This window comes from Bacillus cereus group sp. MYBK14-1 (assembly GCF_051916885.1).
GTDB classification, from domain to species: domain Bacteria; phylum Bacillota; class Bacilli; order Bacillales; family Bacillaceae_G; genus Bacillus_A; species Bacillus_A cereus.
Genome location: NZ_JBQAHM010000013.1, coordinates 13,454 through 37,673 on the forward strand (window position 1 = coordinate 13,454; position 24,220 = coordinate 37,673).

Below are 24,220 nucleotides of genomic sequence, written 5' to 3' on the forward strand. Positions count from 1 at the left end.
ATCTCATCCACTGTATTTGGTTTTCAAGTGCTTAATCTAATATATTGGATTTACATCTAAATAAGTTGTTAATGTGTATAAAGCACTATCTATCTTTATTATAAAACGATTCTTTATAAGCATGCACCTTTTTACACTCACGAAGATTTATAACATGACGAGTATCTTCATCCATGAATGTTATTCTGTATTTACTGAGGTTAGTTTCTTTATTTAGGCTAACTAACATATTGTATGACTCAGTATCTATTTTATAAAAAAGAAAATAGATGTAACGGTACTCATTTTACTAAAAAAATCCTATAAAAATATAGCGCTCTTAAAAGGTTTTGTTACAAATTTATTATGTTTGACTTAAAAAAAGGAACGTAATATTTATTTGTAGAAAATTTTAAGAGTAAAGATAGAATGACTATCTGTGATAAGAAATGGGGGGACTTTTATGCTAACAAATGATTTAGATTTCCGATTAGAACCACGTTTAAAAGAACTGTATGAACAACATAAAATAAGAGCGCAGAAGATAGACTGGGGCTATCATGAATTTTTACCATGGGATAAGGGAATGGACTTTAAAAGAGTTCCTTGGGATGAAGGTCAAGTTACTCTTCCTTCTGGTGTAATTACAGCCATTGAAACAGCTTTATTAACAGAAGTAAATTTACCTTGGTTTACAACGTATTTATCTGCGACTTTTAAAGGGTCCCTTTCTGTTATTACAGACTTTATTCATACTTGGACCTCAGAAGAGGATCAACATTCGAATTTATTGGAAACATATTTACTACTCACTCGAAGTGTGAACCCTAAACGTATACATGAATTAAGAAAGTTAGTCGTTGAGGGTGGATTTGAGCCTGATTTTCATACACCAATCGAAGCCATGACGTATACGACGCTACAAGAACTTGCAACGATGGTGTTTTACAATAATGTAGCTAAGGTTGCAAGTAAGCATGATCCAGATCTTGCCACATTATTACGTCGTCTTGCCAAAGATGAGACTCTTCATTATGCTTTTTATCGAGACGTCATTCGAACACATTTGGAATTAGAACCTAATTATTGCTATCATATTGCCAATGTGATTAAGAATTTTAAAATGCCAGGTACCGTCATGCCTGATTTTGAAAATAGAATGGCTGTGATTGCAAAAGAAGCGAATTATGGGCCACTACAATATTTTGATCAAGTACTTGATGTAGTGGTTGATTATTGGGGGTTAAAAGACTTACGACCAATTGCACCTTTAGCTGAAAAAGCAAGAATTGAGATTTTGGAATACCACACAAGATTGAAAAAAATACGTGATCGATTTGGTCGTTTTCAAGGGAAAACTGATCTACGTTAATGAGTAGAGATTTCAGATTATAAGCGAGAAAATTCCCTTTCCCTTTATGGGGAATCTGACACACTCCCTATTGTTTTGGGTGTGTTTTTTACTTAATTTAATTTTTATTAAAAAATGGTTGACGATAAAAATGATTTTATGATATTATAAAATATTTGTTAAAAAATCACATATGTGTTAAGGTTAAGAAAGTTACCATATATGGAGGTGGATTATATGTTTCAAATTGGCGATAACATTGTTTATCCAATGCACGGAGCAGGTATAATTGAAGCCATAGAAGAAAAAGAATTCTCAGGAAAAAAACAACAGTATTTTGTCATAAAAATGTCGATCAGTAATATGCAAGTCATGATTCCTACGGGTAAAATATTGAATTCGAATATACGGCCAGTTACTGATATACTTGCATTAAAGCACATTATACACATTTTTCACCATGAAGAATCCTGTAAATTACTGCCGTGGAAACAAAGGCATAAAGTGAACACGGACAAAATAAAAACGGGTGAAATACAAGAAGGTGCTGAAGTTGTACGGGATTTAATGCGTATGAAGAAAGAAAAAGCACTGAATACAAGCGAAAAAAAATTGTTGGATGATGCATATAGATTTTTGGTCAGTGAACTAGAATTAATTAAAGGAATCACTGAAAATCAAATAAAAAGTTTCTGTTAAGGTTCATTATAAATAATTGTATTATATCCTCTGAAAACATTCTAAACCTTTCGGGAATATGATGAGTATTAAAAGCAAATTATTTCAAAGATATTCAATTTCTTCAACTCACTTTTAGAGTAGGAACCTCTTTTGTTATTACTTCAATCTAATCCATTTTTATTTTTAAATTTCTTTTACAAACGTTCGAAGTTTCATTAAATAACTCGATTAAATAGTCACTTGATTTTTACAATCCTGATTCACACTGGCACGGACAAGGAGCCGTAAGGATAAAAGAGAGGTAGGGCTTTCATTGTTTTAGGTAATATACTATCTAAGTCATTATTTCTAGAATAAAAAACAATCTCACCACGATCTTTAAGTGTTTCTTACATCTACTGAGACAGTGAATAAGAATTGTTTCTCTTCTTTACGTAAAATGGATAAACAAACTGGAACACCATATGGTCAACTACAAAAAAATGGTTTCCTGGCCAGGGAACCATTTTAAATTTCATTTACATAACAATAATAAATTAAGCAATAAGAAGGAGCGTACACATGAAAAAAATGTTAACAAAAGAATTAAGTAATGAATTAATGAAGCGGGATGGAATCATTTCCATTACTGTAGAGCCTTACGAAAAAATCGAAGTTGGTGGAATTCGTATAGATGGACCAGCTGTTATTCTAATTAATCAAGAATAGCTAAAAACAGTTACATGCAAGAGGAAAAGGATCTGCCTTTAAGAGAAAGGAGGATCCTTTTTGTTTGCTGCAACTTTTATTTGATGTGTTGGGGTTAAAAGGAAGGAGAGGGACGGGATCATCATGGTGGAAAGCTTAATATTGGTAGGATTTCTTTTTACGATATATAAATTAATTGATAAAAAAACAAACTAATCTATATATCGATATATTGTTTTCTTTTTAAGGGTGAGATTTTTTTGATAGTGAAATGGATAATTTAAAGGAGGAATTTAGATGAATGCAAGGAAAGAACGCATAAAATACGAAAAGATGTCAAAGAATTATGACCGTATTTATTCAGTTTCGTTTATCCTATTAATTATACTTGTTTGTAGTAGTGTGATTATCATAGGAGCTACAGGAGGAAAATATGGAGTGTTTTTATTGTTAGCAATTTTACTTAATGCACGTATTACGAAAGAATCTCAAAAAAAGTATGAGCACTATTCTAATAAAGGGCGTATTTAAAAATCATACATATCCTAAAAGGAACAACCTAGATGTACATTCAAAATATCCCTTTATCCTCTCCTGTTAACTGGTAAAAGGAATTTTATATAAATCATTTTTAGCAATGTAGAAATAGAAACCGTACCCTATTAACATGTTATTTCCGTTCCTATAATGAGTTATCCTTCTAGCATATTTATAAGATTTATATCATATATTTGGAGAAAGAATGCAAATTAGAAAGGAGTCTTATAGAATGAGTTATTCGGAAGGAAATGACTTGAGTGAACAACATATGGTAAGTACGCCTAATCCCTACGTATATCAGACATTACAATCAGTAATTGGTAAATATGTGGTTATTGAAACTGTAAGAGGTAATATAAGAGGACAGTTAAAAGATGTGAAACCAGATCATTTGCTCATTGAAGATACGGCGCCATATATTGTACGCATTCAACAAATTGTATGGATTATGCCAAAGCAATAATCAAATTTATAAAAAATTAATGTCATAGTCCACCAAGTAAAAACACAGGATTTTATCTCTGTGTTTCTTCAAATTTCCGTTTTTGAATATATGCTTGAGCATGAATGAGTTCTTCCTGAAGCTCTTTTAATTCTTTTGTAGATTCGGATTCAATAGCCATGTAAGTAGTAACTAAACTAATCATCATATCCATCTTCTCTACTATATTTTGAATGACTTGTTCAGATTGCTCTTTTTTAGGATGTTGTATTGCTATTAATACATTCTCTATATAATTGTTCTTTCTTTGCTCGATATCATAAATAAACTGTTTTGTGTTTGAGTTCATTTGTTTTCCCTCCGTTTTGGATATATCTTCATTCTATCATATTTGAATAGAAAATATTGAATGGGCCGTTCTTACTTGCAACATTCATCGGTTAAAAGGATTATCACAAATGATTTTGGTGAAGAACTCAATTATCAAATTAAGAGGTAAGTGAAAATAGTATCCTAAACCGTTTCACTCTTTTGTTGTATAATTTTTAAGTCTTAATAAGTTAAATGTATTGTAAAGAAGCATATTGCTCCCATCTTCTCCGATTTCTCCAGGTAATCCAACTGGTGCTGCTTTATGTAATTTAAATCAAAACACGTATCTTTCTCTGTAGATTTCGCATCAAATGCTATAGCTCGTCCTTTATATACCATCGTAGTCTACAGTGTTTTTAGATCATAATATCCTGTTAATACCTCCCCCCTTACTCTTTAGCCTTTAACAGGAGTCGGACGATTGTTTATAAGTGCAACTCTACCTCTTTAATACATTTCATTCGATAGATTAATAAGTTTTTCAAACGGCATTCCGTGGTTTCCTTGTCCCATATGTATTCACCTCTTTCTACTAAAATAATTATTTCGTTGAGTTTTAAAGTCCCCAATGGTCAACTGTTTCACTTGATGACATCCAAGAACTAGCCTCTAATGTATGAATGGTTACTTTTACTGGAATCAACTCATCAGATGCATTATTTTCATCGATATACTTTGAGTCATCTCTTCAGTTGGTAAAAAACAAGTAGCTGTATATCCTATTGTTGTATCTTCTTCTGCAAAATTATTCTAAACATCTTCTAGTATAAATACGCTAATACCCAAAACTCCATTTATGTTCATCCTTCCTATTTGAAATACGGATAACTTTCCACTGTATACCTCCAGTAATCATTTTCTGTTAATGCAATTAACTCTTTGCCTTTCTCAATTGCTTCCTCTTCGTTTACGAATACACCGTATATACCACTCTCATTTTCCTGTTCAAGTAACTCAAGAACAAATACTCTATCCATTTCCCTCTATCCCTGGATAAACTCAAAATTCCGTCAATACTGTAGAGACATGGTTATCTTTCTCTGTTTTCCTTGGATGAGCAGTTAGCTTTTGCTATCTGCTCTTTTATTTTCTGGAATCACCAACAATAAGTCGTAATCTGATTTTACGAATTCTACACACAGCAATTTATTTGTTCCATTTCCTAAATACGTATCAATCAATCTCATTTCTTCTTTAGTGAAGCTTGTCCCTAAGCTTTTTAAAATCTTCGTTGACCAATAGCACTTAGTCCCATACTTATAGGTCTTGATAACCATGTGAACAATTTACATTTAAAATCTAATTCGCTTTCGACATCTTCTAAATGAAAATACATTTTGTTTTTAGGTTCAAATATTAGCTCGTTATAACTCTCTACAAATGACTTAGGAAAGTACATTAATGCCTTATCTACTAATCGCTGTACCTCTTGTTTCATATTCATTCCCCTTTTCTACAAAATGAAATTTTTATACAAAATACACACAACTACATCCACATAATTTCATATGATATATTGCATCATTTCTTTTTAGAGTGGATAGTCGTTACAGAGAGGCGCTTTTCTAAGTGCTCTTCTATTTACATACCAAATGACGTTTTTGTTTAAAATAACAGTTCTAAATGAATCAGATAAATTTACCAGTACGTTTAAAAAATATTCATTTTAAAATCCCTTTTGAATACGACATAACTCAACCTTACGAAAACCTACAACTCTTCGCGCGCGGCTCTTTTTTATTTAAATTAACAATTTCATTAAGTATTTTATACAAATAGTACATCCTTTATCACTGCCTATTTCCTCTTATTCTGCATTCCTATAAATAGACAACAGCATAGGATAAACAGAAAATGATAAAATTATGAGAGGAGCTTGAATATGCAATATAATCCACGTTATTATCAAAGTCAAAGCCCAATGGATTGCATCTGGAATAACAATAATTGGATTTACGCTTGGAATCCTTATTACTACAGTTACAACAATATTGCTTGGGACTACAACCGGAATCCTTATTGTGAAAATATTAGATTAACCGATTATGGAGCTAGACCATTTGTATTGAATATTAACCAAGCCACTAAACAAAACAATACTTACCGCACCGCTATCTGGACAGGGAAAAACTTACAAGTAACTCTAATGAGTATTAATGTTGGAGATGACATAGGTTTAGAAGTACACCCTACAACTGATCAATTCATACGTATTGAAGAGGGCCAAGGACTCGTTCAAATGGGGGATAACAAAGATAAATTAGATTTTCAAGAAATGGTCTATGATGATTATGCAATTATGATACCTGCTGGAAAATGGCATAATGTAATCAATACGGGGAATACACCACTTAAAATTTACGCTATTTATGCACCTCCAGAGCATCCCTATGGTACAGTTCATGAAACCAAAGCGATTGCCATGTCTACTGAAACAAATCGGTATTATTAATGAGAAATTATCTTGGTCTTAAACAAAATTATTGCGTAAATACTTCACCATAAAAACTTAAAATGACTCTTAGCCAGAGAGCCCCTTAAAAACCACTCTTTAATTTTTAAATAAAGATTTTATCTAAATCCATTCACTAACCTCATACTATGACATACAATAATAGTGCCTTTCTATATAATGTGAGTTCGTCACTGTCGTTATAATAAGTTATAAGGAGCGCTTACGATTAGCGCTCTTTTTATTTAAAATAAAGATTTTATTTTTAATTACACCCACCTAGAAACATACATACAATACCTTGGGTATTCTTTTTCAACATTAGTTCTTGTCAAAGAGCACTTTTAATTTATTTAGATGTATCACTCTTTACATACAATAAACATAAAATGCAAAGAGCATACAAGACATAGTTTTTATATAATCGTGTACATTTTTTGCACACGATTTTTTAATTAAATAATGATCTTGTTTGAAATTCATTAACATTATTGGTTCCTTTGCATACAGTATTACCACAAGGAATTCCACTGGTTACTCTGGTCAAGTTACCTTGAATTTCTTGCACACCTTGAGGGAAGAATCCATTTATTAAAAATGGGTTCTTTTATTTTTTCTCATACAATAAGATTTTTGTTGGAAAATCAATTAAATTCCCATCCTTGTGCATTCTATATCTAAAAGGACTAATCATAAAAACCTTAAAATACACCGCTCTTACTATTGGATGGATTATATTAATACCTCTTTGGTATGCTATATTCTTTTTATAATTATATCTTTGCAGTACTTTTAGTTTTTCTTTAAAAATTATCACCATTAGGCAAAAGTCACATATATTATTTATGGATTGTTATTCATAATTTTTGGCGGAGCACCCTAATCAGGTGCTTTTTTTATTTACTAATCTAATAAACTATTTTGTTATATTCCTTGCACTTTTAAATGAGACAAGCATATGTTGTAGTATAGTGTTTCACCACTTATAAACACTTCCTCTTTTCAAGAGTACATATCCGATATGTACTCTTTTTGCATTAATATAATAAAATAACCTTTTTATTTCAAAATTTTATTATTTTAAACTAGCTATTCTACTTCTCTTGTTCATATGCCAAGCTCTTTATTCATAAACTAAAATAATTGACATAACTAAATGGAGGCTAACTATGTCTATTTCAAATATTATTAATTATGGACGCGTTCCCCACTATAATCCTAACTGCCCTTTAATTTTATTTTGGAGTCAAAAAAGTGGTTGCACCTCCCTTGCACATTGGTTTTTTTATTAAATTAATTTATTTAAACCGGCCATAAAATATAATTCTTTCATCCATCATTACGAAAATGATATATATATAAACTCCTCGGACTACTTTATTGAACTTGCTGCGGCTTTATATACAAAGAAAAAAGATACTTATAAACTAGTTAGAAATCCATATACAAGAGCTGTAAGTTCATTCTTTTCACTCATCGCTCCTCCTTACATAGAAAACCCTGCATGGAAGCCTATTCAAAGCTTTTATTATGGTACTAATAATTGTAATAAGCCTATTTCATTTAAAATCTTTCTCTATTATTTAAAAGAGCAAATGACAGATTTAGAACAAGTAGATCCACATTTAATACAGCAATATGTACCAGGTGAAGAGGAGTTTGTTACAGAGTATATCTACCTTGAAAATTTCTCTAACGAAATTGTACGCCTAGAACAAATATATCAACTAAAAACTTCTCCCATACACATACTAACCAAATCATGGCATCATCAGAAGGACAATGCGGTTTTTAAAGGTACTTTTGCAGATGCCGGTATTACCGACCCTTTATTCCCACGCCTCCCAACATACGATAGTTTTTATAATCATGAAACTATCCAATTAGCACAAGATATTTTTAATAAAGACTTCAGTACGTACAAATACCCATTAACTCCTTTAAAAAATAAGTGATTTTCTAATTGCAGTTTCATATATTATAGAGAAACTTAAATTCACCTATTTAAGTTTCCTCATAGTAAGTCGGGACACTGGAAGCAGTGTCTTTTTTTAATAAAATTCAAATTTTGTCTTACTTTGTTCCCCCTAGATCCAAATCCACCAACAATTCCTTCAATAGCCAATAGCTCGTTCACCTCAACAAAATGTGCTGTTACGACTGACGCTATGACGCCTTGAGTGATGCATGTACCTTTTTCAATTACATGAGCTTTCATATTTAAACTTATTGGTCTTTCAATGTTACCTACCAAAATTCCAACCTCTCCACGATAGCCATTATCCATGTTCATCCACCCACGGTAATTTTTAATTTAGGTATTGAAATTCTCTAAATCTCGATGTATTATATTTTTGTATTTTCTCAGTTCCTAAGCCGAGAAAACATCATCACTTCTAAAAGGACCCAAACTCCAATGGGTCCTTTTTATTTACTTGAACCCATTTTTAAATTAAAATATTTTATTATATAAATATTTATCAGGAGAATCTGCAGGTTTACAGATTCTTTTTTTGTTAAATAAAAAAGCAGTGGACACACCATTTTAATTAATCAACTTCAAATCAATATTTACACTATAATAATTTATAAAAATTATAAGAATATACTCTTGAAAAAAGTCTATTCTATTGGGTATTTCTTGTATAATTAAAGGAAAATTTGGATCGGAGAATGTTGAAAATGACAAAAAAGCTATTTACCGAAAGAGAAATTCAGATTCTGTCAAATAACCTATACGTAAAATTTATAAGTCAGAAAGGTATCACTTATACAGAAAAATTTAAGCATATTTTTATTGAGGAAAATGAAAAAGGAATCCGCGGATTCGATTGACTGAAGGTGCTTATATTCATTCAGATCAAGGAACCCACGACACAAGCCCTACCTATCAAAAGCTAATCAAAAAGCTAAACCTTGGACAATCCATGTCAAGAAGAGGAAACTGTTGGGATAACGCCCCACAAGAATCGTTTTTTTGGTCATCTGAAAGATAAAGCTCATATAAAACCTTGCGCGTCCTTTAATGAATAAAAACAAGAGATTAAGAAATATTTGATGTACTATAATCACTATAGATATCAATGGAATTTAAAAAAGATGACTCCTGTTGGATGATATGATCCCCTTATAGTAGACAGTTGAAAGAAAGTTACTTTACTGTTTATTATGGAGGGGATTTTTTATGGGGAAAATTAGAAGAACTTTTTCAATTGATTTTAAAATGAAAGCTATTGAATTGTACTCACATAGAGGAATTGGAAGCAAATTAATTGGAAAGGAATTGGGAGTTACATATTCAGTTATAGATAGATGGATTAAAAAATATGAAAATGAGGGGATTCTGGGCCTACAAGAAAAACGTGGAAGATCTAAACAAACAAATGAAGTCAGTCAAGACGCTAGAATACAACGATTAGAAGCGGAAAACGCATACTTAAAAAAGCTATTAGCTACGAAAAAGGAGATGAGGTCAACAAAAGTAAATCAGTAGAATACGAAGTCATTCATACCTTAAAACAGAACTTTTCAATTGTATTGCTTTGTGAAATTGCAGGTGTTTCAAGAAGTGGATATTATAAGTGGAAAAAAGAATCAACGATCCCTCTGAAAAGATGAAAGAGGATCAATTTATCATGTCTAAAATAGTAGAATGCGAACGAGATCCAGATATAAATGGAAGCTATGGTTACCGAAGAATTTGTATATGGCTCAAAAAGTATTATGGTTTACAGGTAAATCACAAAAGAGTATATCGTTTAATGAGGAAAATGGGGATACAAGCTAAGATTCGAAAGAAAAAGTGGAGGCATTTTGGTTTAAAAGAACAATGCGTCGTGTCGGAAAATCTGTTAAACAGAGAGTTTTCAACTACAAGACCAAATGAAAAATGGGTTACAGATATAACCTATCTTACCTTTAACAATAAGCGCATATATCTTTCCGTGATACTAGACCTTTACAATAACGAAGTTGTGGCCTACCAAATGAGCGAATACAACAATTTAAAATTAGTTACAGACACAGTCAATAAAGCCTTAAGAAAAAGAAAAGTCCACGAAACAGTATTACATAGCGACCGAGGTTATCAGTATACGTCAAAAAAATATAACCAATTACTTAAAAAGCACAAAATAACTGTGAGTATGTCTAGGAAGGGAAATTGTTACGATAATGCATGTATAGAGAGTTTTTTTAGTCATTTTAAGGCAGAATGCTTTTATAGACATACGTTTCATGAAAAAGCAGAAGTTTTTAAGGCTACTAAAAGATATATGGGCTATTACAATAACAAAAGATTTCAAAAAAGATTAAACAACCTTAGTCCTATTGAATTTGGAACTAAGGCTGCTTAATGAAAAGACACCTAATCTATTACTGTCTACTTGACAGGGGTAAGACCAGGATACAGAAATCATCTTCTTGATGTGGCCTAACCTTTTTTAAAATGTCCTTTACAAAAGGTACAGATTAAATTATATCAACCTTTTATTTGTTAAAAACACTTTGTAACAGAACCCAGCACTTTATCTCGGTTCTTATTTTCATTTATCTTATGCTTTGTCTCATATAAATTGTTTAATACACGATTATACTCATTTCTTGTAATTTCTTTATTATACAACTGAATTAATAAATCTTTATGCTCTTTTGAAAAGGCCATTTTATCAAAAAACTTAGGATACATAGTACCATTCTCTCCGCTTCATGTTTTGTTTTATTTGATAAATCAGAAGTAGAAAAACCCATATCTATATAGAATAGGGATGGGGTTTTCAGTTACTGTTTTAGACGTCGTTGCATAGTATAAATATTGGATGAGTATTAAATTATAACATAAAAGTTATATTCCTAGTTATTTTTCTAAAGGTGTCAGGTACCTGTAAATGTGTGAACGCCCTGTCCGTGGGCTTTAGAATCGAATCGTGGAGATTGCATGTTTATATACAAGCTGTTGCTTCCCCTCATATTCTATTAAAATAGAAAAAGTATCATATCCTCTTATTATTCCTTTTATATGTAGTCCTTTTATCAGAATTAAAGTGATATCCTTACTCTTTTGAAACGCTTCTTGTAATAAGTGTTCCTGTGAAAATAGTATGTTCTTACCTCTATCCTTTTGAAATGATTGTAATTTCTTTTCCATTGTGTTCTCCCCCTATTCTTCTCATACAGTCACTTTGTATTGTTCTAGTTCAGCTAACAGTTATTTTGCGCCGTTTTGAATTAGCGGTAGCTTTCCACCTACTAGTTTTACATTCTTTGAAGTATTTCTTCTGTGATAGGACAAGTACCATGAGCTGTATCTTTTTGTAGAATAAACGAATCTTTTTCTACAATAATTTCTAGCGCATCCACTGTATCCACCTGTGAATTTTTTTCTTGTTTCTTTTGGTATTACAATTCGTCCCAAATTATCTACTTTTCGTTATTTTAAAACTATATATACTATAAAAATTTAATCTCAACCTATAGAAATAAAGAGATTTTTCACGTCTTCTTACGTCCACTGTTGCAAACATTCTAATTCCTTCATACTCTCAATCACTTTTTCGTCACTTACTATATAATAAATCTCATTTCCTTTTCGCTCATAGGAAACCATATTAAACTGTTTTAACTTTATTAATTGCTGTGACATTGTAGATTGTGGAACACGTAGTAACTTCTGTAACTCGGATACATTTAATGGACCTTTCGAAATTAATTCTCGAACTATCATCAAACGCAGAGGATGTCCAAGCATCCGCAATATATCTGCAGGTCTCTCGTAATCATCAATATTCATATAAAAAGCTTCTGGCATAATCACTTCTCCTTTTTTAGTGAGCGTTTTCTACATCCTAACATCACCTATTTGTTTCGCCAATGTTTTAGATACACAAGGGCTCCCTTCAAGTGCTTATATTTTCATAACTATATTATTCCCGAAAAAATTCCTTACGTCCTCTTTGTATCTTACATTGCTTCACATGTATCTTAATAAATAACGCATTTAGTTCTCTTTGTTTTATATGTTCTAGTACTTCTAATCCCGGTCCAAACGTTTTACTCCAAGCAATTTTTACTACTTTAATCTGCTGCGTAGAGACCGGATTTTGAAGTTTTTCCTCTTTCTTTCCTAGTGACAGGGGAGTTTTAAGCTCTTAAAGATTCCTTTTTTGTATCTAAAATCAAAAAATAAAAAGATAAGATCAGGGAACAAGATCTTATCTTTAGCACAAGGAGTAAACAAAAGGATAACCATCATATTTATATTATAATTTATTTTTCCTTAATTATTAATATTAAAACCATAATTAAAAAGTATATCTATATTGAGAAATTTATTACAAATGTTTTTTAAATCAAAGTAAAATTTCACTCAAAAGTGTAAAGAAATTCATATTCAAGGGGGGATCATCTCTTCTTTTTTGAATGAATAATCTATTTTTATATCCTCTGTTCATTTTTTATTTTCAATAAAACTTTATTAACTAAAATAAGCAACGGCAATAAAATCACAATAGACAGTACTGCCATTACCAACCATGTATTACCTATTCCAAACTCTCTTTCAATACATAGAATTTTGCCTTTCGTTTCTTCAATTTGATTTACCCTAAATATCCTTAACTTATTTTTACAATTCTTACAGATACATTTGGAATACTTGCAAACTGAGAATTATAGATATTTCCTCCTTGCGAATCAGCAGCAATTTCTAAAGTATTAACTGGATCAGGTGCTATAACAATAAATCCTGTACTTAAAGATTGAAATGTCCCAGGAGCTACTTGTGGACTAACAACACTAGCCCCAGCAATAGTAGAACCATTAAGAAGAGCTCTAGTAGATACAAAATTAGCTGTTGGAGCTTGTGACACAGTATTATATTCAACCAAATACGTACCAGCATCTAAATTTATAACACTAGAACCTGGTATATGTGTTATCCCTGATGTCAATATTAAATTAGCATCTAATGGTATTCCGGTACCTTGGGGGATAAGAGCTGTAGTAGTAAAATTCACTATAAAAGCATTAATATTAGTGGCCAATGGCCCTGTTGGCCCTGTTGGTCCTGTTGGCCCTGTTGGCCCTGTTGGCCCTGTTGGCCCTGTTGGTCCTGTTGGCCCTGTTGGCCCTGTTGGTCCTGTTGGTCCTGTTGGTCCTGTTGACCCTGTTGGTCCTGTTGGCCCTGTTGGTCCTGTTGACCCTGTTGGTCCTGTTGGCCCTGTTGGTCCTGTTGGCCCTGTTGGTCCTGTTGGTCCTGTTGGTCCTGTTGGTCCTGTTGGCCCTGTTGGCCCTGTTGGTCCTGTTGGTCCTGTTGGTCCTGTTGGTCCTGTTGACCCTGTTGGTCCTGTTGGCCCTGTTGGTCCTGTTGGTCCTGTTGGTCCTGTTGGTAAAGTAAATGATGGAATTGGTGGTAAAGTGGGGCCAATTACACTTGGATTTACTCCAGCACCACTTAAATATTCATCCATTATGAAATCCTTTGAAGATTTTCCATTAAACATAATACATCCCCAAAATGTTCTTATCATAATCAATAAATGTATTAAGGACTTAAATTGACACCTCTCAAATATTTACCACTTAACCTCTATTATTAATATACAAATTACTTCATTTCCCAAAACCATTATCCTATATTAATATTTACTACAGTTACGCTCATAAAGTTTATAAAAACTAGTTTTATTATCAATTATTTCTCTTTCTGAAAATAAACTAATGTTATGAATAAAATGTGATTATATAAGAATAATAAAGATACCCTATTTCTATAAATAAAGAAGGTTTGAATTATGTCCTTAAATGAAAAAAATGAAATTGTTGAAACCATAAAAATAAACACCTTACAAGAAGTTAAGAATACAATGGAAGAAATTTTTGATATTTGTGCGGATTTAATTGAACATCCTTTACATTTAAAAACTAAAACCAGCGTTTCACTTTATTATTTTGAAGGTCTTACAGACGGGATTGCATTGAAAGAACATGTTATTACACCACTATTACAAGAAATAACTGATGACAAACAAGTATTTAATTTTAATGTAATTGCTACCTATTCTAAAACAGTATATACATGGAATGAAATTAAAAAGGGGATACTTGAAGGACAATGTGTACTATTCATGGAGGGAGAAAAAAAAGCTCTCCTTATAAATACAAAAGGCTGGGCAGAAAGATCAATTCAAGAACCTGTCTCAGAAGTTACAATTAAGGGCTCTCATGATGGATTTATTGAAAATGCCTCTAAAAATATAGGCTTAATTCGCAGATATATTCCTTCGACTGAGTTAAAAATTAATAAATTAACAATTGGAGAGCGTGCTACTACTTCTGTATACATAATTTACTTAGAGGATGTAGCCAACGAAGAAGTAGTACAAGAGGTTGAAAACCGGATTACGAAAATTAAAACTGATACAATTATAAGTATTGGAGAATTATCTAACTTTACAAAAGATCAAAATTGGACTCCCTTTCCTCAATCATATTTAAGTGAACGTCCTGATTCCATTTCTCAGCATATTCTTGATGGAAAAATAGCAGTGTTGATTGATAGATCTCCTAGTGTAATGATTGTTCCAATGAATTTGATTGGTTTCTTTCAAACACCTGATGATTATAATATGCACTGGCTCATTGCATCTTTTTTTCGCTTATTAAGATTTTTAGGGTTTATTATAGCTGTATTTTTACCGGCATTATATATAGCAATGGTTTCATTTCACTTTGAAACTATTCCTTTAGATTTATACACTTCTATTGCATCTTCAAGAATTAAAGTTCCTTTTCCGCCCTTATTAGAAGCTTTCATTATGGAGATCACATTAGAAATGCTTCGAGAAGCTGGAATACGTCTTCCACAACCTATTGGACAAACTATTGGGATTGTTGGTGGGATTGTAATTGGACAGGCAGCTGTTCAAGCAGGACTTGTCAGCAATGTTATGGTTATTATTGTATCTATCACTGCCATTGCATCTTTTATCGTTTCTAACTATGAATTATCAAGCTGTATTCGTCTTATTCGTTTTCCCATGATGTTAATTGCTTACTGTTATGGGATTGTAGGTATAGTAAGTGGGTTAATGATTTTATTAGCTCATTTTTCTACAATAACTTCATATGGTACACCATATGGTCTGCCTATTGCACCTTTTGGTTTACAAAATTTAAAAGACTCTTTTGTGCGCTTTCCCAACTCTATGCTTACTAACCGCTCTAGTACAGGGCAACCCAAACAAAAAAAGCGGCAAAGATAACATTAAAAGAAGGTGGTTCATATGGAAAATGTAAAATTTCGTAACTTAAATCTATTTGAGTATATTGTTTTCATCCATTCACTGCAACTTGCATCAGGTATGCTAATTATGCCCAGTCCACTTGCCAATACCGCTGGCACTGATGGGTGGATTTCTATTATCTTAGGGTGGATAATTACTTCTATCATTGGGATAATCATTATTTTAGTATTACAAAAAAACCCTGATAAGAACTTTCTACAGATTCTTACAATGTATTTTGGAAAATGGTTCGGAAGTATATTTTTTCTTCTATATATTTTTTATTTATTTTTTGCTGGATTTAACACTATATTAAAAGCAACTGAAATTGTAAAAGTATGGATTTTTCCTTCTACCCCATCTTATCAAATTGTCATATTATTACTGATTCCTTTTATTATTTTAGTAACAAGTGGCATTAGAGCTGTCGTTAATTATTCTATGGTGGTTTATTTCTTTACAGCTTGGATGCCAATATTTCTCATTTTTTCATTAAAACAAAATTTTTACCCGCTACACCTTTTACCAATCTTAAAAGACGGCCTATATCCAGTTGTACAAGCCGTAAAAGAAACCATTACTCCTTATGCTGGATTAGAAATTGCCTACTTTATATATCCATTTTTAAAACAAAAACATAAGGCAATAAAAGGAATCATCATAGCTAATACGGGAACGATGTTCTTTTATTTATATGTTACCATTCTTTCCTATATATACTTTAGTCCTGAAGGTATAAAAACAGTCATTTGGCCTGTATTTCATCTATTAAAAGGGATTCAGTTTTCTTTCTTAGAAAGGTTAGAGATTATATATATTGCCTACTATTTAATAGTGTTTTCTACCACAATCTATCCGTATTTATTTTTCAGCTTACACTCCTTAAAAAATTTAACACATAAAATAACTAGTAAATTGCTTCCTGTTAGTTGTGTCTTACTAATAGTTATTGTTTTTATACTTATTAACCCTGGTGTAATTGAGCTAAAATCCATATATTTTTGTATGGATATTTTTAATTTTATTTTCTTTGTTCTGTTACCAATCTTCTTTTACTTTTACAGCATTCTTTTTAGTTGGTTTCATAGGAGGGAAGAGTTATGATTCGGAAAAGCATATTTATTGCAATTTGTTGTGTGTATCTAATCGGTTGTAATGAGAGGGTCCCCTTAGAAAAAGCCTCCTTAATTCTCTTAATTGCCTTAGATAAAACCTCTAATGGGAAAATACGGATAGGTACAAGTATCCCTATCTTTCATCCTAATAAACAAAAGGATACTGTAGAACATTGGGTTCAAGCATCAACTGTATATAACGGAATAAGTAAAATTGATACAAAGTTAACAGGATTTGTCACGTCATCTAAAGCTGAAATCATTTTAATTGGAAAAAATATGGCACAAGAAGCAAATTGGATAAGGCAACTCGATTCTTCTTATCGAGATCCTTATTCGAACATTAATGCTAAGGTAATACTCATTGATGGATTAGCAGAAGATTTCTTTAAAGTTAAAAGAATTGATAAACCTGCTCTTCCCTCTTATATCCATAAAATAATAAACTCTTCTGTTCAAAACAATCAAGCTGTTTCTCCTACAATTGAACAACTAATGCGAGAAAAAAATGAAGAGGGGCTAACACAATCAATGCCTATAATTAAGAAAAAGAATGATGAAATTGATACTGTAGGAATTGCATTTTTAGATCAGTATGGAAGATACTTAACTAAAATTTCTAAAAAGGATGTGAAGTTCTTCAATCTTATAAATAAATCAAAAAAAACTGGTAGGATGATATTACACTTAACTCTTTCTCCTAAAAAATCAAATCAAAAACCTAACGCCTCTATTCTTATACAAGATGCAAAAAGAAAGATAAATGTTAATTTTAAAAAAGGGAAGTTTATCTTTAATATACATGTTAACATGAATGTAGCATTAATCGAAAAAACCAATGAAAATCTAATTACGAATCGCTTGGATGATAAGAAAAACATAATTAAACTAGAGCAAGAAATTAAACAAGAGCTAGATAATAAATTACAAAGCATGCTAAAGGACATACAAAAAAACCAAATTGATCCGTTAGGTCTTGCTTTATATGCTAAAGCTTTCCAATATCAAGAATGGAAAAAGGTAAAAAAAGACTGGTTACATGTTTTATCAAAGGCAGAAATAAATGTTAGAACAAATGTTAAAATAATAGATACAGGCACAATTACAAGTTAAAGTATTTAAGTAGCACTTTCACTTGTAGCACAGCAAAAATGAAAGACTATGCAATTAGTCTCAAAGAATGATTTATAATAAAAGCCCACTCTATTTTAAAAATAGAGTGGGCTTTATCTTTATATTAATCATATATGTACTAGTTAGTTTTACTTAAAAATCCAAGAACCTTGTTAAAAGTATCTTCACCTGCTGAAGTATTCATTTTAAATTGAAATTCATGTCCTAACTCACCAGAAACATTTTTATCAAAGAAAAGACTTTCTACTACTACTACGCCTTCACTTTGTAAAGCAGAAACTAATGCTTTCCCTTGATTTTCAAATGATGCAGTATTACCATCTGTTATAAAAGTTGGTGGATAATTTTTGGTAACATTATCTAAAATTGAGGCTATTTTCGTTTCGTTTAAACCTTCCCAATTTTTTTCACCTAAATACGCCCAACCAGCAGTACGCATAAATTCTTGTATTTCTTTAGTTGATTCTATTTTAGCTAATTCAGACATACTGTATGGACCACAAAATAACAATACACCCTTTATTGTTGTAAGTTCAACAACAGGGGTAATTTTAGTTAACTTCGCATATTCTATAGATGTTTGAACATTTACAAACTGACCAGATATTTGTGCTCCAGCAGAATCTCCTGCAAAATATACACGATTTAATTTCAAGTCATATTTTTGGGTATTTGCTTTTATATATTCATAAGCTTCACCTAATTGTAGTACTGGTGTAGGATATTGTTTTTTAGGAGCAAGAGCATAATTTATATTTACTACTGTATAACCATGAGCTGCCAGTTCTACCGCATAGCCTGTAATATCTGATTTATCCCCCCCGACAAATCCACCTCCATGTACCCAAAAAATCACAGGAGTTGCTTCTGTATGATTTTTTGGATAGATAAGATCTAAATTTCCATCTGGAAATTTAGAATTATAATTTATATCCTTAACAATTATTGTTTCTTTTAGGGAATTTTCATAATTAGTAGATGGTTCAAACATTCCACCTTCAAAAGCTTTTTTGATTAAAAACGCCTTTGGAATTGGAGAAATATTCCAATAGATAATTCCAGCGAGAACTAATACGAAAACTATTAAAAGAAATACAAACATTTTTTCCATAAACTTTTAGATTCCCTTTGCTTTATTTGTATTTTAAAATTTTCTCCGTTCCTTACGTGTCTAACTTCAGGCTTTCCTACAAAAAATACTTTTATTCATTTAGTTGCTGTATCGTGTGTTTTGTCTTTTCTAATTGTTTTACTGTCAATTCATATTGAGATGATGAGTAAGCAAAGAAAATAACATCAATTACTAATAGTTGAGCAAATCGAGAACTAGTTGCTGCACTGCGAATTTTCGCCTCAGGTGCGCGAGCTGTAAATAAAGATACGTCTGCTAACTCAGAAATTGGACTGGTTCCTAAACGAGAAAGACTAATTGTTTTTAATTCTAATCCTTTGGCTACTTTCATTAGTTCCATTACATCACTTGTTTCCCCACTATAAGAAATCCCCCAAAATAATGCATTTTCTGATTGAGTAGCCATTGCGACTGCTAACAAATGTCGATCGGAAATTGCATAAGCTTTTTTACCTAAACGAATCCATTTTTGTGCTACATCCTCTGCAATAAGAAAAGATGCACCTACTCCATAAATATAAATAACTTCTGCATCCTTTAGTAATGCGACTGCTTTTTCAATAGATTTCGTTTCTAATTGCCCCACTGTATCATGAAGTGTTTGTACTGTGTTAGATAATGTTTTATCAATTACCGATTGTACTTTTTCATTAGGTTCAATATCAAAATATCCGACATGATGTATATGCTTTACTTCAGCATATAAACGTGCTTTCAAGTCTGGAAAACCCGTTACCCCTAATGACCGACAAAAACGAACAACAGCTGCACTACTTGCTTCTGCATCTTTTGCTAATTGATGTATTGTCATTTGAGTTACCTCTTTTGTGTGAGAAAGAATATACTGTGCTATCTTTTTCTCAGAGACAGGGAGTTCATCTAAAACCAATTCTATTTGTGTTCGAATACTATTTACCGTCAATCATTCCAACTTCTTTCCATTTTTTATTTAATTCTATCATTTTATTTCTTCTATAAAAAATTCACTTATTACACTCACTTGATTTACTTACTATTTTATGATTTTTTGTAAATGTAACGAGAACAAATTTTTATACTTAAATCTTATCAGATATCTATAGTATACAAAAAACTTACATTTACGCCTATTGACATTCATCACCTATCTAAAGTTGGTATGTCACACCTTCTCGTTTATGAGGAAGGCGTCTACTGTTTTAGAAAGAAAAAAGTACGACTATCCAAAAGGGTAGTCGTACTTCCAATAAATCTCATACTATTATTCTTGTTCTACCATTGCTTCTTTTGGTACACCAAAGAAATATGTGAGAATAAATCCAGCAGCATACCCAGCGAATAGACCAATAACATAGTTCAACCATGCTCCGTTTGCAATTAATGGAACTAAGGCCATACCAGATGGTCCAATTGCAATTGCTCCAACTTGCCCTAATAAACCTATAACTGCCCCTCCGATACCTCCACCAATACAAGCGGTAATAAACGGACGTCCTAGTGGTAATGTTACACCGTAAATAAGTGGTTCACCAATCCCAAGGACGCCAACTGGAAGTGCACCTTTTATCATATTTGTTAATACAGTATTCTTTTTACATCGAACCCATAATGCAATCGCTGCCCCAACTTGTCCAGCACCTGCCATTGAAAGAATGGGAAGTAATTGTGTTGCACCTGTTGAATTAATCATTTCAATATGAATTGGTATTAATACTTGATGTAGACCTAACATAACAAGTGGTAAAAATGCCGCTCCAAGCACAAACCCTGAGAATACACTACCATGTACCAATACCCAATTAATTGCACCAATTAAATTATTTGATATAAAACCAGCAAGTGGCATAATCAAGAAAATTGTAATCAATCCCACGATTAACAATACAATTGTTGGTGTAACAATAATGTCTACTGCATCTGGAACAAATTTACGTAATTGTTTTTCGACAATTGATAATATCCAAACAGCTAATAGAACACCAAGTACCCCACCTTGCCCTGGTGATAATGGTTCACCGTTGAATATGTTGTTTATTGGAAGGTTTGATGTCACTCCTGTTAAAAGAGTCACCCCACCAATGACTCCACCTAGAGCTGGAGTTGCTCCAAATTCTTTTGCAGCATTAATTCCTACATAAATAACTAAGTAACTAAATATCGCATTTTTAATGACATTAAAAATGGTTACATACTGCTGCCATGTGGTACTATCCAAATTGCCCGCCGTAATATTATTTGATAAAATGGATGCAATACCAGCAATTAAGCCTGCTCCAACAAAAGCTGGAATTAAAGGAATAAAGATATTTCCGATTTTTCTTAGAAAAGATTTGAAAGGTGTATTATTCTTTTTCTTTTGTTCAGCCTTCATTTTGGCACCTTTTGCTTGTAAATCTTCAGCAGAAGATGTTGTCGAACTAATTGACTTTTCCTTCCCTTGCGCTACAACAACGCTGAATTGCTCTGCTACTTTTGTAACAACACCTGGCCCAAGAATAATTTGATAGGTCTCATCATCAACAACTCCAAGAACTCCGTTAACTTTTTTTACAGCTTCTTCATTAATTTGATCCCGATTTACCGGTGTGATTCGAAGACGTGTCATACAATTTGTATAAGATAATACATTATTACTTCCACCAATGGCTTCTAATATTTCTAGTGCTATATTACTATATTTACTCATGATAAACACCTCGCTTGTTTCGACTATTTAACTGCTTGACGAATAAAACCCTGAGTGTCTTCTAATCGCTGTATAGCCTCTTCTTTTGTAAAACCTGCTAAAATCATTACAATTGCAACCTTTGGCTTATTATCAGCCTTGGATAAATACAACTCCGCTGTTTCATAGTCACAGGATGTAGCTTCCATTACAATACGTTTTGCACGTTCTACGAGCTTTTCGTTTGTTAATTGTACATCCACCATTAAATTCCCATATACTTTCCCTAATCCAACCATGGATGCTGTTGACAGCATGTTACAAATTAATTTTTGAGAAGTACCAGATTTCAATCGAGTAGACCCAGTTAATACCTCTGGTCCATTATTAACCTCAATCTTAATTTTTGCCTCTTTTCCAATTGAGGAATCTTTATTACAACTTACAGCTACTGTTTGCGCCCCAATAGAGTTCGCGTATTCTAAACCGCCAATTACATAGGGAGTACGTCCACTAGCAGCAATTCCAACTACAACATCTGTATTTTTTAGATGAATGTTCTTTAAATCCTGAATTCCTAATTCTTTGCTGTCTTCTGCACCTTCTACCGCTTTGATAAAAGCTTTCTCACCACCAGCAATTAATCCAACTACTTCTTCAGGGCCTGTTCCAAAAGTTGGCGGACATTCAACTGCATCTAGCAAACCAATGCGACCACTTGTTCCAGCACCAAGATAGATTAAGCGGCCCCCTTTTCTTTTTGCTTCTACAATCGCTTTGACTGCTGTTGCAATTTGTGGGAGTTCCAACTTCACTCTGTCAGCTACTTTTGCATCCTCTTCATTCATGATTGTAAGAAATTCTATTATCGACATCTCATCTAAGTTCATGGTTTTATCATTACGAGCTTCTGTTGTTAAATTTTCTAACATATATACCACCCTTTTTTATTTATATCATTTCAAGAAAACGTTTTCTTAATTACAAATATAGAATAGCATTATTGAAACTTAATTTCAATATTTTTAATTTTATTCAGAAACTTAATTTCAAAAAAACATTGAGTCCTCAGTAAAATAAAGGAGATTTTTTTGTAACATATGCACTCTAATGGGTGTCTTTCACTGACTTAATAACTATCGATGTATACGCAAATATGTAACTACCAAAGGTTTCTAAAGAAATAAAATAACCTGAATCTATAAAAATATAGAATTCAGGTTTCTTAGTTTTAATGATGATATTAGGAATTTTTCGAAATCCTCCAACTCCTAGGGTTTTATTATTATGGTGTATATGGATTCGTCATTTTTTCAACTTTACAAATATTCTAATATTTATGCGTAAGATGACGTAAATACTTTTATTAAACAACACCCCAGATCTAAATGCATATGATATACATGCTCAAATTACTTTCACTTCATAATTGTTTTTTCTGTTTATTCCTCAAACAGCATTCATACTACCATCAAAATATTCTTGGTTATTATACGTGATAACTAAGTTAAAATTGTAACAGACAGCAATCACAATCTTGTTTGAATCTTTGAGGGAAACTAATTCAGATAATAATTGTTGATTTATTTCCATTTGGAATAATGAATTAATTAGATAATAGCTATTATCTAACTAATTCAAGCTTGAAAGTTCACAGGATTGGAACATTCATTCGAATGCAACTAACCTAAAATAGTAAATGTACTGATAATCTTTCAGCGAATGTATAATGGCCATTGTTATGATTTAATGTATAACTGCAAAAATCTTCATAAAGGAGCAGTACCCATCGCTATTAAGCTAAGGTTATGAAGTATCCTCTAAGAGGTAGCACCCTAAAAAATAAAAATCCACCCCAAAACGAAAAAATAAGCTGTCTTCTGTCAAAAATACATAAACTTTTCAGCTTGAGGTGTTATAAAATTCTTAAGTTGCTAAGTTTGGGCAATTCCCCTATACAGATAAAACGTAAAAAAGTAGTGAGATAAGCAATTATAAAAATGCTAGTACTGCTATATAAGTAACAAATGTTATATAAGTTAGAACGTATGTGCAAACAATCCGGATAAACTCCTCATTCACTCTGATCAAGGTTGGCACTATCAAATGAAACAATACCGGCATTCTCTTAAGAATTGTGGCATAACTCAAAGTATGTCTCGCAAAGGAAACTGTTATGACAATGCCGTTATTGAAAATTTCTTCGGTAACATGAAATCGGAATTTACGTATCGAAAAGAATTTGAAAGTATAACACATTTCAAACAAGAATTAGCAAAGTATATAGAATACTATAATTATAAAAGAATTAAGGCAAAATTAAAAGGTATGAGCCCGGTACAATACCGGGCTTATACCCTAGAGGCTGCCTAATGAAACGACCTGTCTAACTTTCGGGGGCACTTCAAGG

Annotated in this window: 22 protein-coding genes and 6 pseudogenes; 14 read left to right on the forward strand and 14 right to left on the reverse strand. The window is 32.1% G+C overall.

The features are described 5' to 3' along the window. Nucleotides 1-442: 442 nt before the first annotated feature. The 5 genes from ACTFR3_RS24770 (at nucleotide 443) to ACTFR3_RS24790 (ending at nucleotide 3,701) form a co-directional block, all read left to right on the forward strand. Nucleotides 443-1,351, forward strand: coding sequence for an acyl-ACP desaturase (locus tag ACTFR3_RS24770; protein ID WP_098536550.1), 909 nt, complete (start codon nucleotides 443-445; stop codon nucleotides 1,349-1,351). Between the two features lie 216 nt (nucleotides 1,352-1,567). Next, complete coding sequence (locus ACTFR3_RS24775) at nucleotides 1,568-2,029, forward strand: CarD family transcriptional regulator (RefSeq protein WP_000486307.1); 462 nt, start codon at nucleotides 1,568-1,570, stop codon at nucleotides 2,027-2,029. A 543-nt stretch (nucleotides 2,030-2,572) separates the two neighbouring features. Beyond that, nucleotides 2,573-2,719, forward strand: coding sequence for a BC1881 family protein (locus tag ACTFR3_RS24780; RefSeq protein WP_440044889.1), 147 nt, complete (start codon nucleotides 2,573-2,575; stop codon nucleotides 2,717-2,719). 276 nt (nucleotides 2,720-2,995) lie between these two features. Beyond that, a complete protein-coding gene (locus ACTFR3_RS24785) occupies nucleotides 2,996-3,229 on the forward strand; it encodes a hypothetical protein (protein ID WP_000993974.1) in 234 nt (77 codons plus the stop codon). Between the two features lie 238 nt (nucleotides 3,230-3,467). Then, nucleotides 3,468-3,701: a YuzF family protein gene (locus ACTFR3_RS24790; protein WP_409532433.1), complete on the forward strand. Its 234-nt coding sequence runs from the start codon at nucleotides 3,468-3,470 to the stop codon at nucleotides 3,699-3,701. A gap of 52 nt (nucleotides 3,702-3,753) precedes the next feature. On the opposite strand, the gene ACTFR3_RS24795 is transcribed toward ACTFR3_RS24790, so the two are convergent. The 4 genes and pseudogenes from ACTFR3_RS24795 to ACTFR3_RS24810 all read right to left on the reverse strand — a co-directional run bounded on the left by ACTFR3_RS24795 (nucleotide 3,754) and on the right by ACTFR3_RS24810 (nucleotide 5,490). Next, the gene (locus ACTFR3_RS24795; protein WP_134189266.1) at nucleotides 3,754-4,029 is read right to left on the reverse strand and encodes a hypothetical protein; all 276 of its coding nucleotides are present in this window, start codon (nucleotides 4,027-4,029) and stop codon (nucleotides 3,754-3,756) included. Between the two features lie 209 nt (nucleotides 4,030-4,238). After that, nucleotides 4,239-4,565, reverse strand: a pseudogene (locus ACTFR3_RS24800) (Holliday junction resolvase RecU); the annotation flags it as partial. Between the two features lie 296 nt (nucleotides 4,566-4,861). Next, nucleotides 4,862-5,029 carry a hypothetical protein gene (locus ACTFR3_RS24805; protein WP_176212496.1) on the reverse strand — a complete coding sequence of 56 codons (168 nt, stop codon included), beginning with the start codon at nucleotides 5,027-5,029 and terminating at the stop codon, nucleotides 4,862-4,864. Between the two features lie 242 nt (nucleotides 5,030-5,271). After that, nucleotides 5,272-5,490, reverse strand: a complete 219-nt coding sequence (locus ACTFR3_RS24810; RefSeq protein WP_257206319.1) for a hypothetical protein — start codon at nucleotides 5,488-5,490, stop codon at nucleotides 5,272-5,274. A gap of 444 nt (nucleotides 5,491-5,934) precedes the next feature. Between ACTFR3_RS24810 and ACTFR3_RS24815 the strand changes: the two genes are divergently transcribed. Continuing rightward, nucleotides 5,935-6,504, forward strand: a complete 570-nt coding sequence (locus ACTFR3_RS24815) for a cupin domain-containing protein (RefSeq protein ID WP_409532437.1) — start codon at nucleotides 5,935-5,937, stop codon at nucleotides 6,502-6,504. A gap of 1,169 nt (nucleotides 6,505-7,673) precedes the next feature. After that, nucleotides 7,674-8,459 (forward strand): annotated as a pseudogene (locus tag ACTFR3_RS24820) (sulfotransferase family 2 domain-containing protein). 122 nt (nucleotides 8,460-8,581) lie between these two features. Here ACTFR3_RS24820 and ACTFR3_RS24825 read toward each other — a convergent pair. Further along, nucleotides 8,582-8,791, reverse strand: a pseudogene (locus tag ACTFR3_RS24825) (dUTP diphosphatase); the annotation flags it as partial. A gap of 523 nt (nucleotides 8,792-9,314) precedes the next feature. Between ACTFR3_RS24825 and ACTFR3_RS24830 the strand changes: the two are divergent. From ACTFR3_RS24830 to ACTFR3_RS24840, 3 genes and pseudogenes are all read left to right on the forward strand, one after another. Further along, nucleotides 9,315-9,621: pseudogene (locus ACTFR3_RS24830) on the forward strand (IS3 family transposase); the annotation flags it as partial. 67 nt (nucleotides 9,622-9,688) lie between these two features. Beyond that, nucleotides 9,689-9,997 carry a helix-turn-helix domain-containing protein gene (locus ACTFR3_RS24835; protein ID WP_000516502.1) on the forward strand — a complete coding sequence of 103 codons (309 nt, stop codon included), beginning with the start codon at nucleotides 9,689-9,691 and terminating at the stop codon, nucleotides 9,995-9,997. An 88-nt stretch (nucleotides 9,998-10,085) separates the two neighbouring features. Further along, a complete protein-coding gene (locus ACTFR3_RS24840) occupies nucleotides 10,086-10,859 on the forward strand; it encodes an IS3 family transposase (protein WP_440044891.1) in 774 nt (257 codons plus the stop codon). Between the two features lie 140 nt (nucleotides 10,860-10,999). Here ACTFR3_RS24840 and ACTFR3_RS24845 read toward each other — a convergent pair whose 3' ends face one another. From ACTFR3_RS24845 to ACTFR3_RS24865, 5 genes and pseudogenes are all read right to left on the reverse strand, one after another. Then, a complete protein-coding gene (locus ACTFR3_RS24845; RefSeq protein ID WP_151920305.1) occupies nucleotides 11,000-11,191 on the reverse strand; it encodes a hypothetical protein in 192 nt (63 codons plus the stop codon). A 225-nt stretch (nucleotides 11,192-11,416) separates the two neighbouring features. Continuing rightward, complete coding sequence (gene hfq / locus ACTFR3_RS24850; RefSeq protein ID WP_098853128.1) at nucleotides 11,417-11,650, reverse strand: RNA chaperone Hfq; 234 nt, start codon at nucleotides 11,648-11,650, stop codon at nucleotides 11,417-11,419. Between the two features lie 60 nt (nucleotides 11,651-11,710). Beyond that, nucleotides 11,711-11,917, reverse strand: a pseudogene (locus ACTFR3_RS24855) (AbrB/MazE/SpoVT family DNA-binding domain-containing protein). 87 nt (nucleotides 11,918-12,004) lie between these two features. Next, the gene (locus ACTFR3_RS24860) at nucleotides 12,005-12,310 is read right to left on the reverse strand and encodes an ArsR/SmtB family transcription factor (RefSeq protein WP_439963176.1); all 306 of its coding nucleotides are present in this window, start codon (nucleotides 12,308-12,310) and stop codon (nucleotides 12,005-12,007) included. Between the two features lie 805 nt (nucleotides 12,311-13,115). Continuing rightward, the gene (locus ACTFR3_RS24865) at nucleotides 13,116-14,003 is read right to left on the reverse strand and encodes an exosporium leader peptide-containing protein (protein WP_440044892.1); all 888 of its coding nucleotides are present in this window, start codon (nucleotides 14,001-14,003) and stop codon (nucleotides 13,116-13,118) included. A gap of 291 nt (nucleotides 14,004-14,294) precedes the next feature. On the opposite strand from ACTFR3_RS24865, the gene ACTFR3_RS24870 reads away from it, so the two are divergent. Genes ACTFR3_RS24870 through ACTFR3_RS24880 form a run of 3 tightly spaced genes read left to right on the forward strand, consistent with a single transcriptional unit; the run spans nucleotide 14,295 to nucleotide 18,013 of the window. Further along, nucleotides 14,295-15,764 (forward strand): spore germination protein, encoded by a 1,470-nt coding sequence (locus tag ACTFR3_RS24870; RefSeq protein WP_440044894.1) that lies wholly within the window; start codon nucleotides 14,295-14,297, stop codon nucleotides 15,762-15,764. Between the two features lie 21 nt (nucleotides 15,765-15,785). Then, nucleotides 15,786-16,889 (forward strand): GerAB/ArcD/ProY family transporter, encoded by a 1,104-nt coding sequence (locus tag ACTFR3_RS24875; RefSeq protein WP_440044896.1) that lies wholly within the window; start codon nucleotides 15,786-15,788, stop codon nucleotides 16,887-16,889. Beyond that, nucleotides 16,886-18,013 carry a Ger(x)C family spore germination protein gene (locus tag ACTFR3_RS24880; RefSeq protein ID WP_440044897.1) on the forward strand — a complete coding sequence of 376 codons (1,128 nt, stop codon included), beginning with the start codon at nucleotides 16,886-16,888 and terminating at the stop codon, nucleotides 18,011-18,013. Before ACTFR3_RS24875 ends, ACTFR3_RS24880 begins: the two co-directional genes overlap by 4 nt. A 139-nt stretch (nucleotides 18,014-18,152) precedes the next feature. Here ACTFR3_RS24880 and ACTFR3_RS24885 read toward each other — a convergent pair whose 3' ends face one another. From ACTFR3_RS24885 to murQ, 4 genes are all read right to left on the reverse strand, one after another. Then, the gene (locus ACTFR3_RS24885; RefSeq protein WP_440044945.1) at nucleotides 18,153-19,136 is read right to left on the reverse strand and encodes an alpha/beta hydrolase; all 984 of its coding nucleotides are present in this window, start codon (nucleotides 19,134-19,136) and stop codon (nucleotides 18,153-18,155) included. Between the two features lie 100 nt (nucleotides 19,137-19,236). Then, a complete protein-coding gene (locus ACTFR3_RS24890; protein ID WP_098282249.1) occupies nucleotides 19,237-20,088 on the reverse strand; it encodes a MurR/RpiR family transcriptional regulator in 852 nt (283 codons plus the stop codon). Nucleotides 20,089-20,406: 318 nt separating this feature from the next. After that, nucleotides 20,407-21,831, reverse strand: a complete 1,425-nt coding sequence (locus tag ACTFR3_RS24895) for a PTS transporter subunit EIIC (RefSeq protein WP_440044899.1) — start codon at nucleotides 21,829-21,831, stop codon at nucleotides 20,407-20,409. A 23-nt stretch (nucleotides 21,832-21,854) separates the two neighbouring features. Continuing rightward, entirely contained in the window at nucleotides 21,855-22,742 is an 888-nt protein-coding gene (gene murQ / locus ACTFR3_RS24900; protein ID WP_440044901.1) for an N-acetylmuramic acid 6-phosphate etherase, read from the reverse strand. 1,135 nt (nucleotides 22,743-23,877) lie between these two features. Here murQ and ACTFR3_RS24905 point away from each other — a divergent pair. Beyond that, nucleotides 23,878-24,183 (forward strand): annotated as a pseudogene (locus ACTFR3_RS24905) (IS3 family transposase); the annotation flags it as partial. Nucleotides 24,184-24,220: the final 37 nt, after the last annotated feature.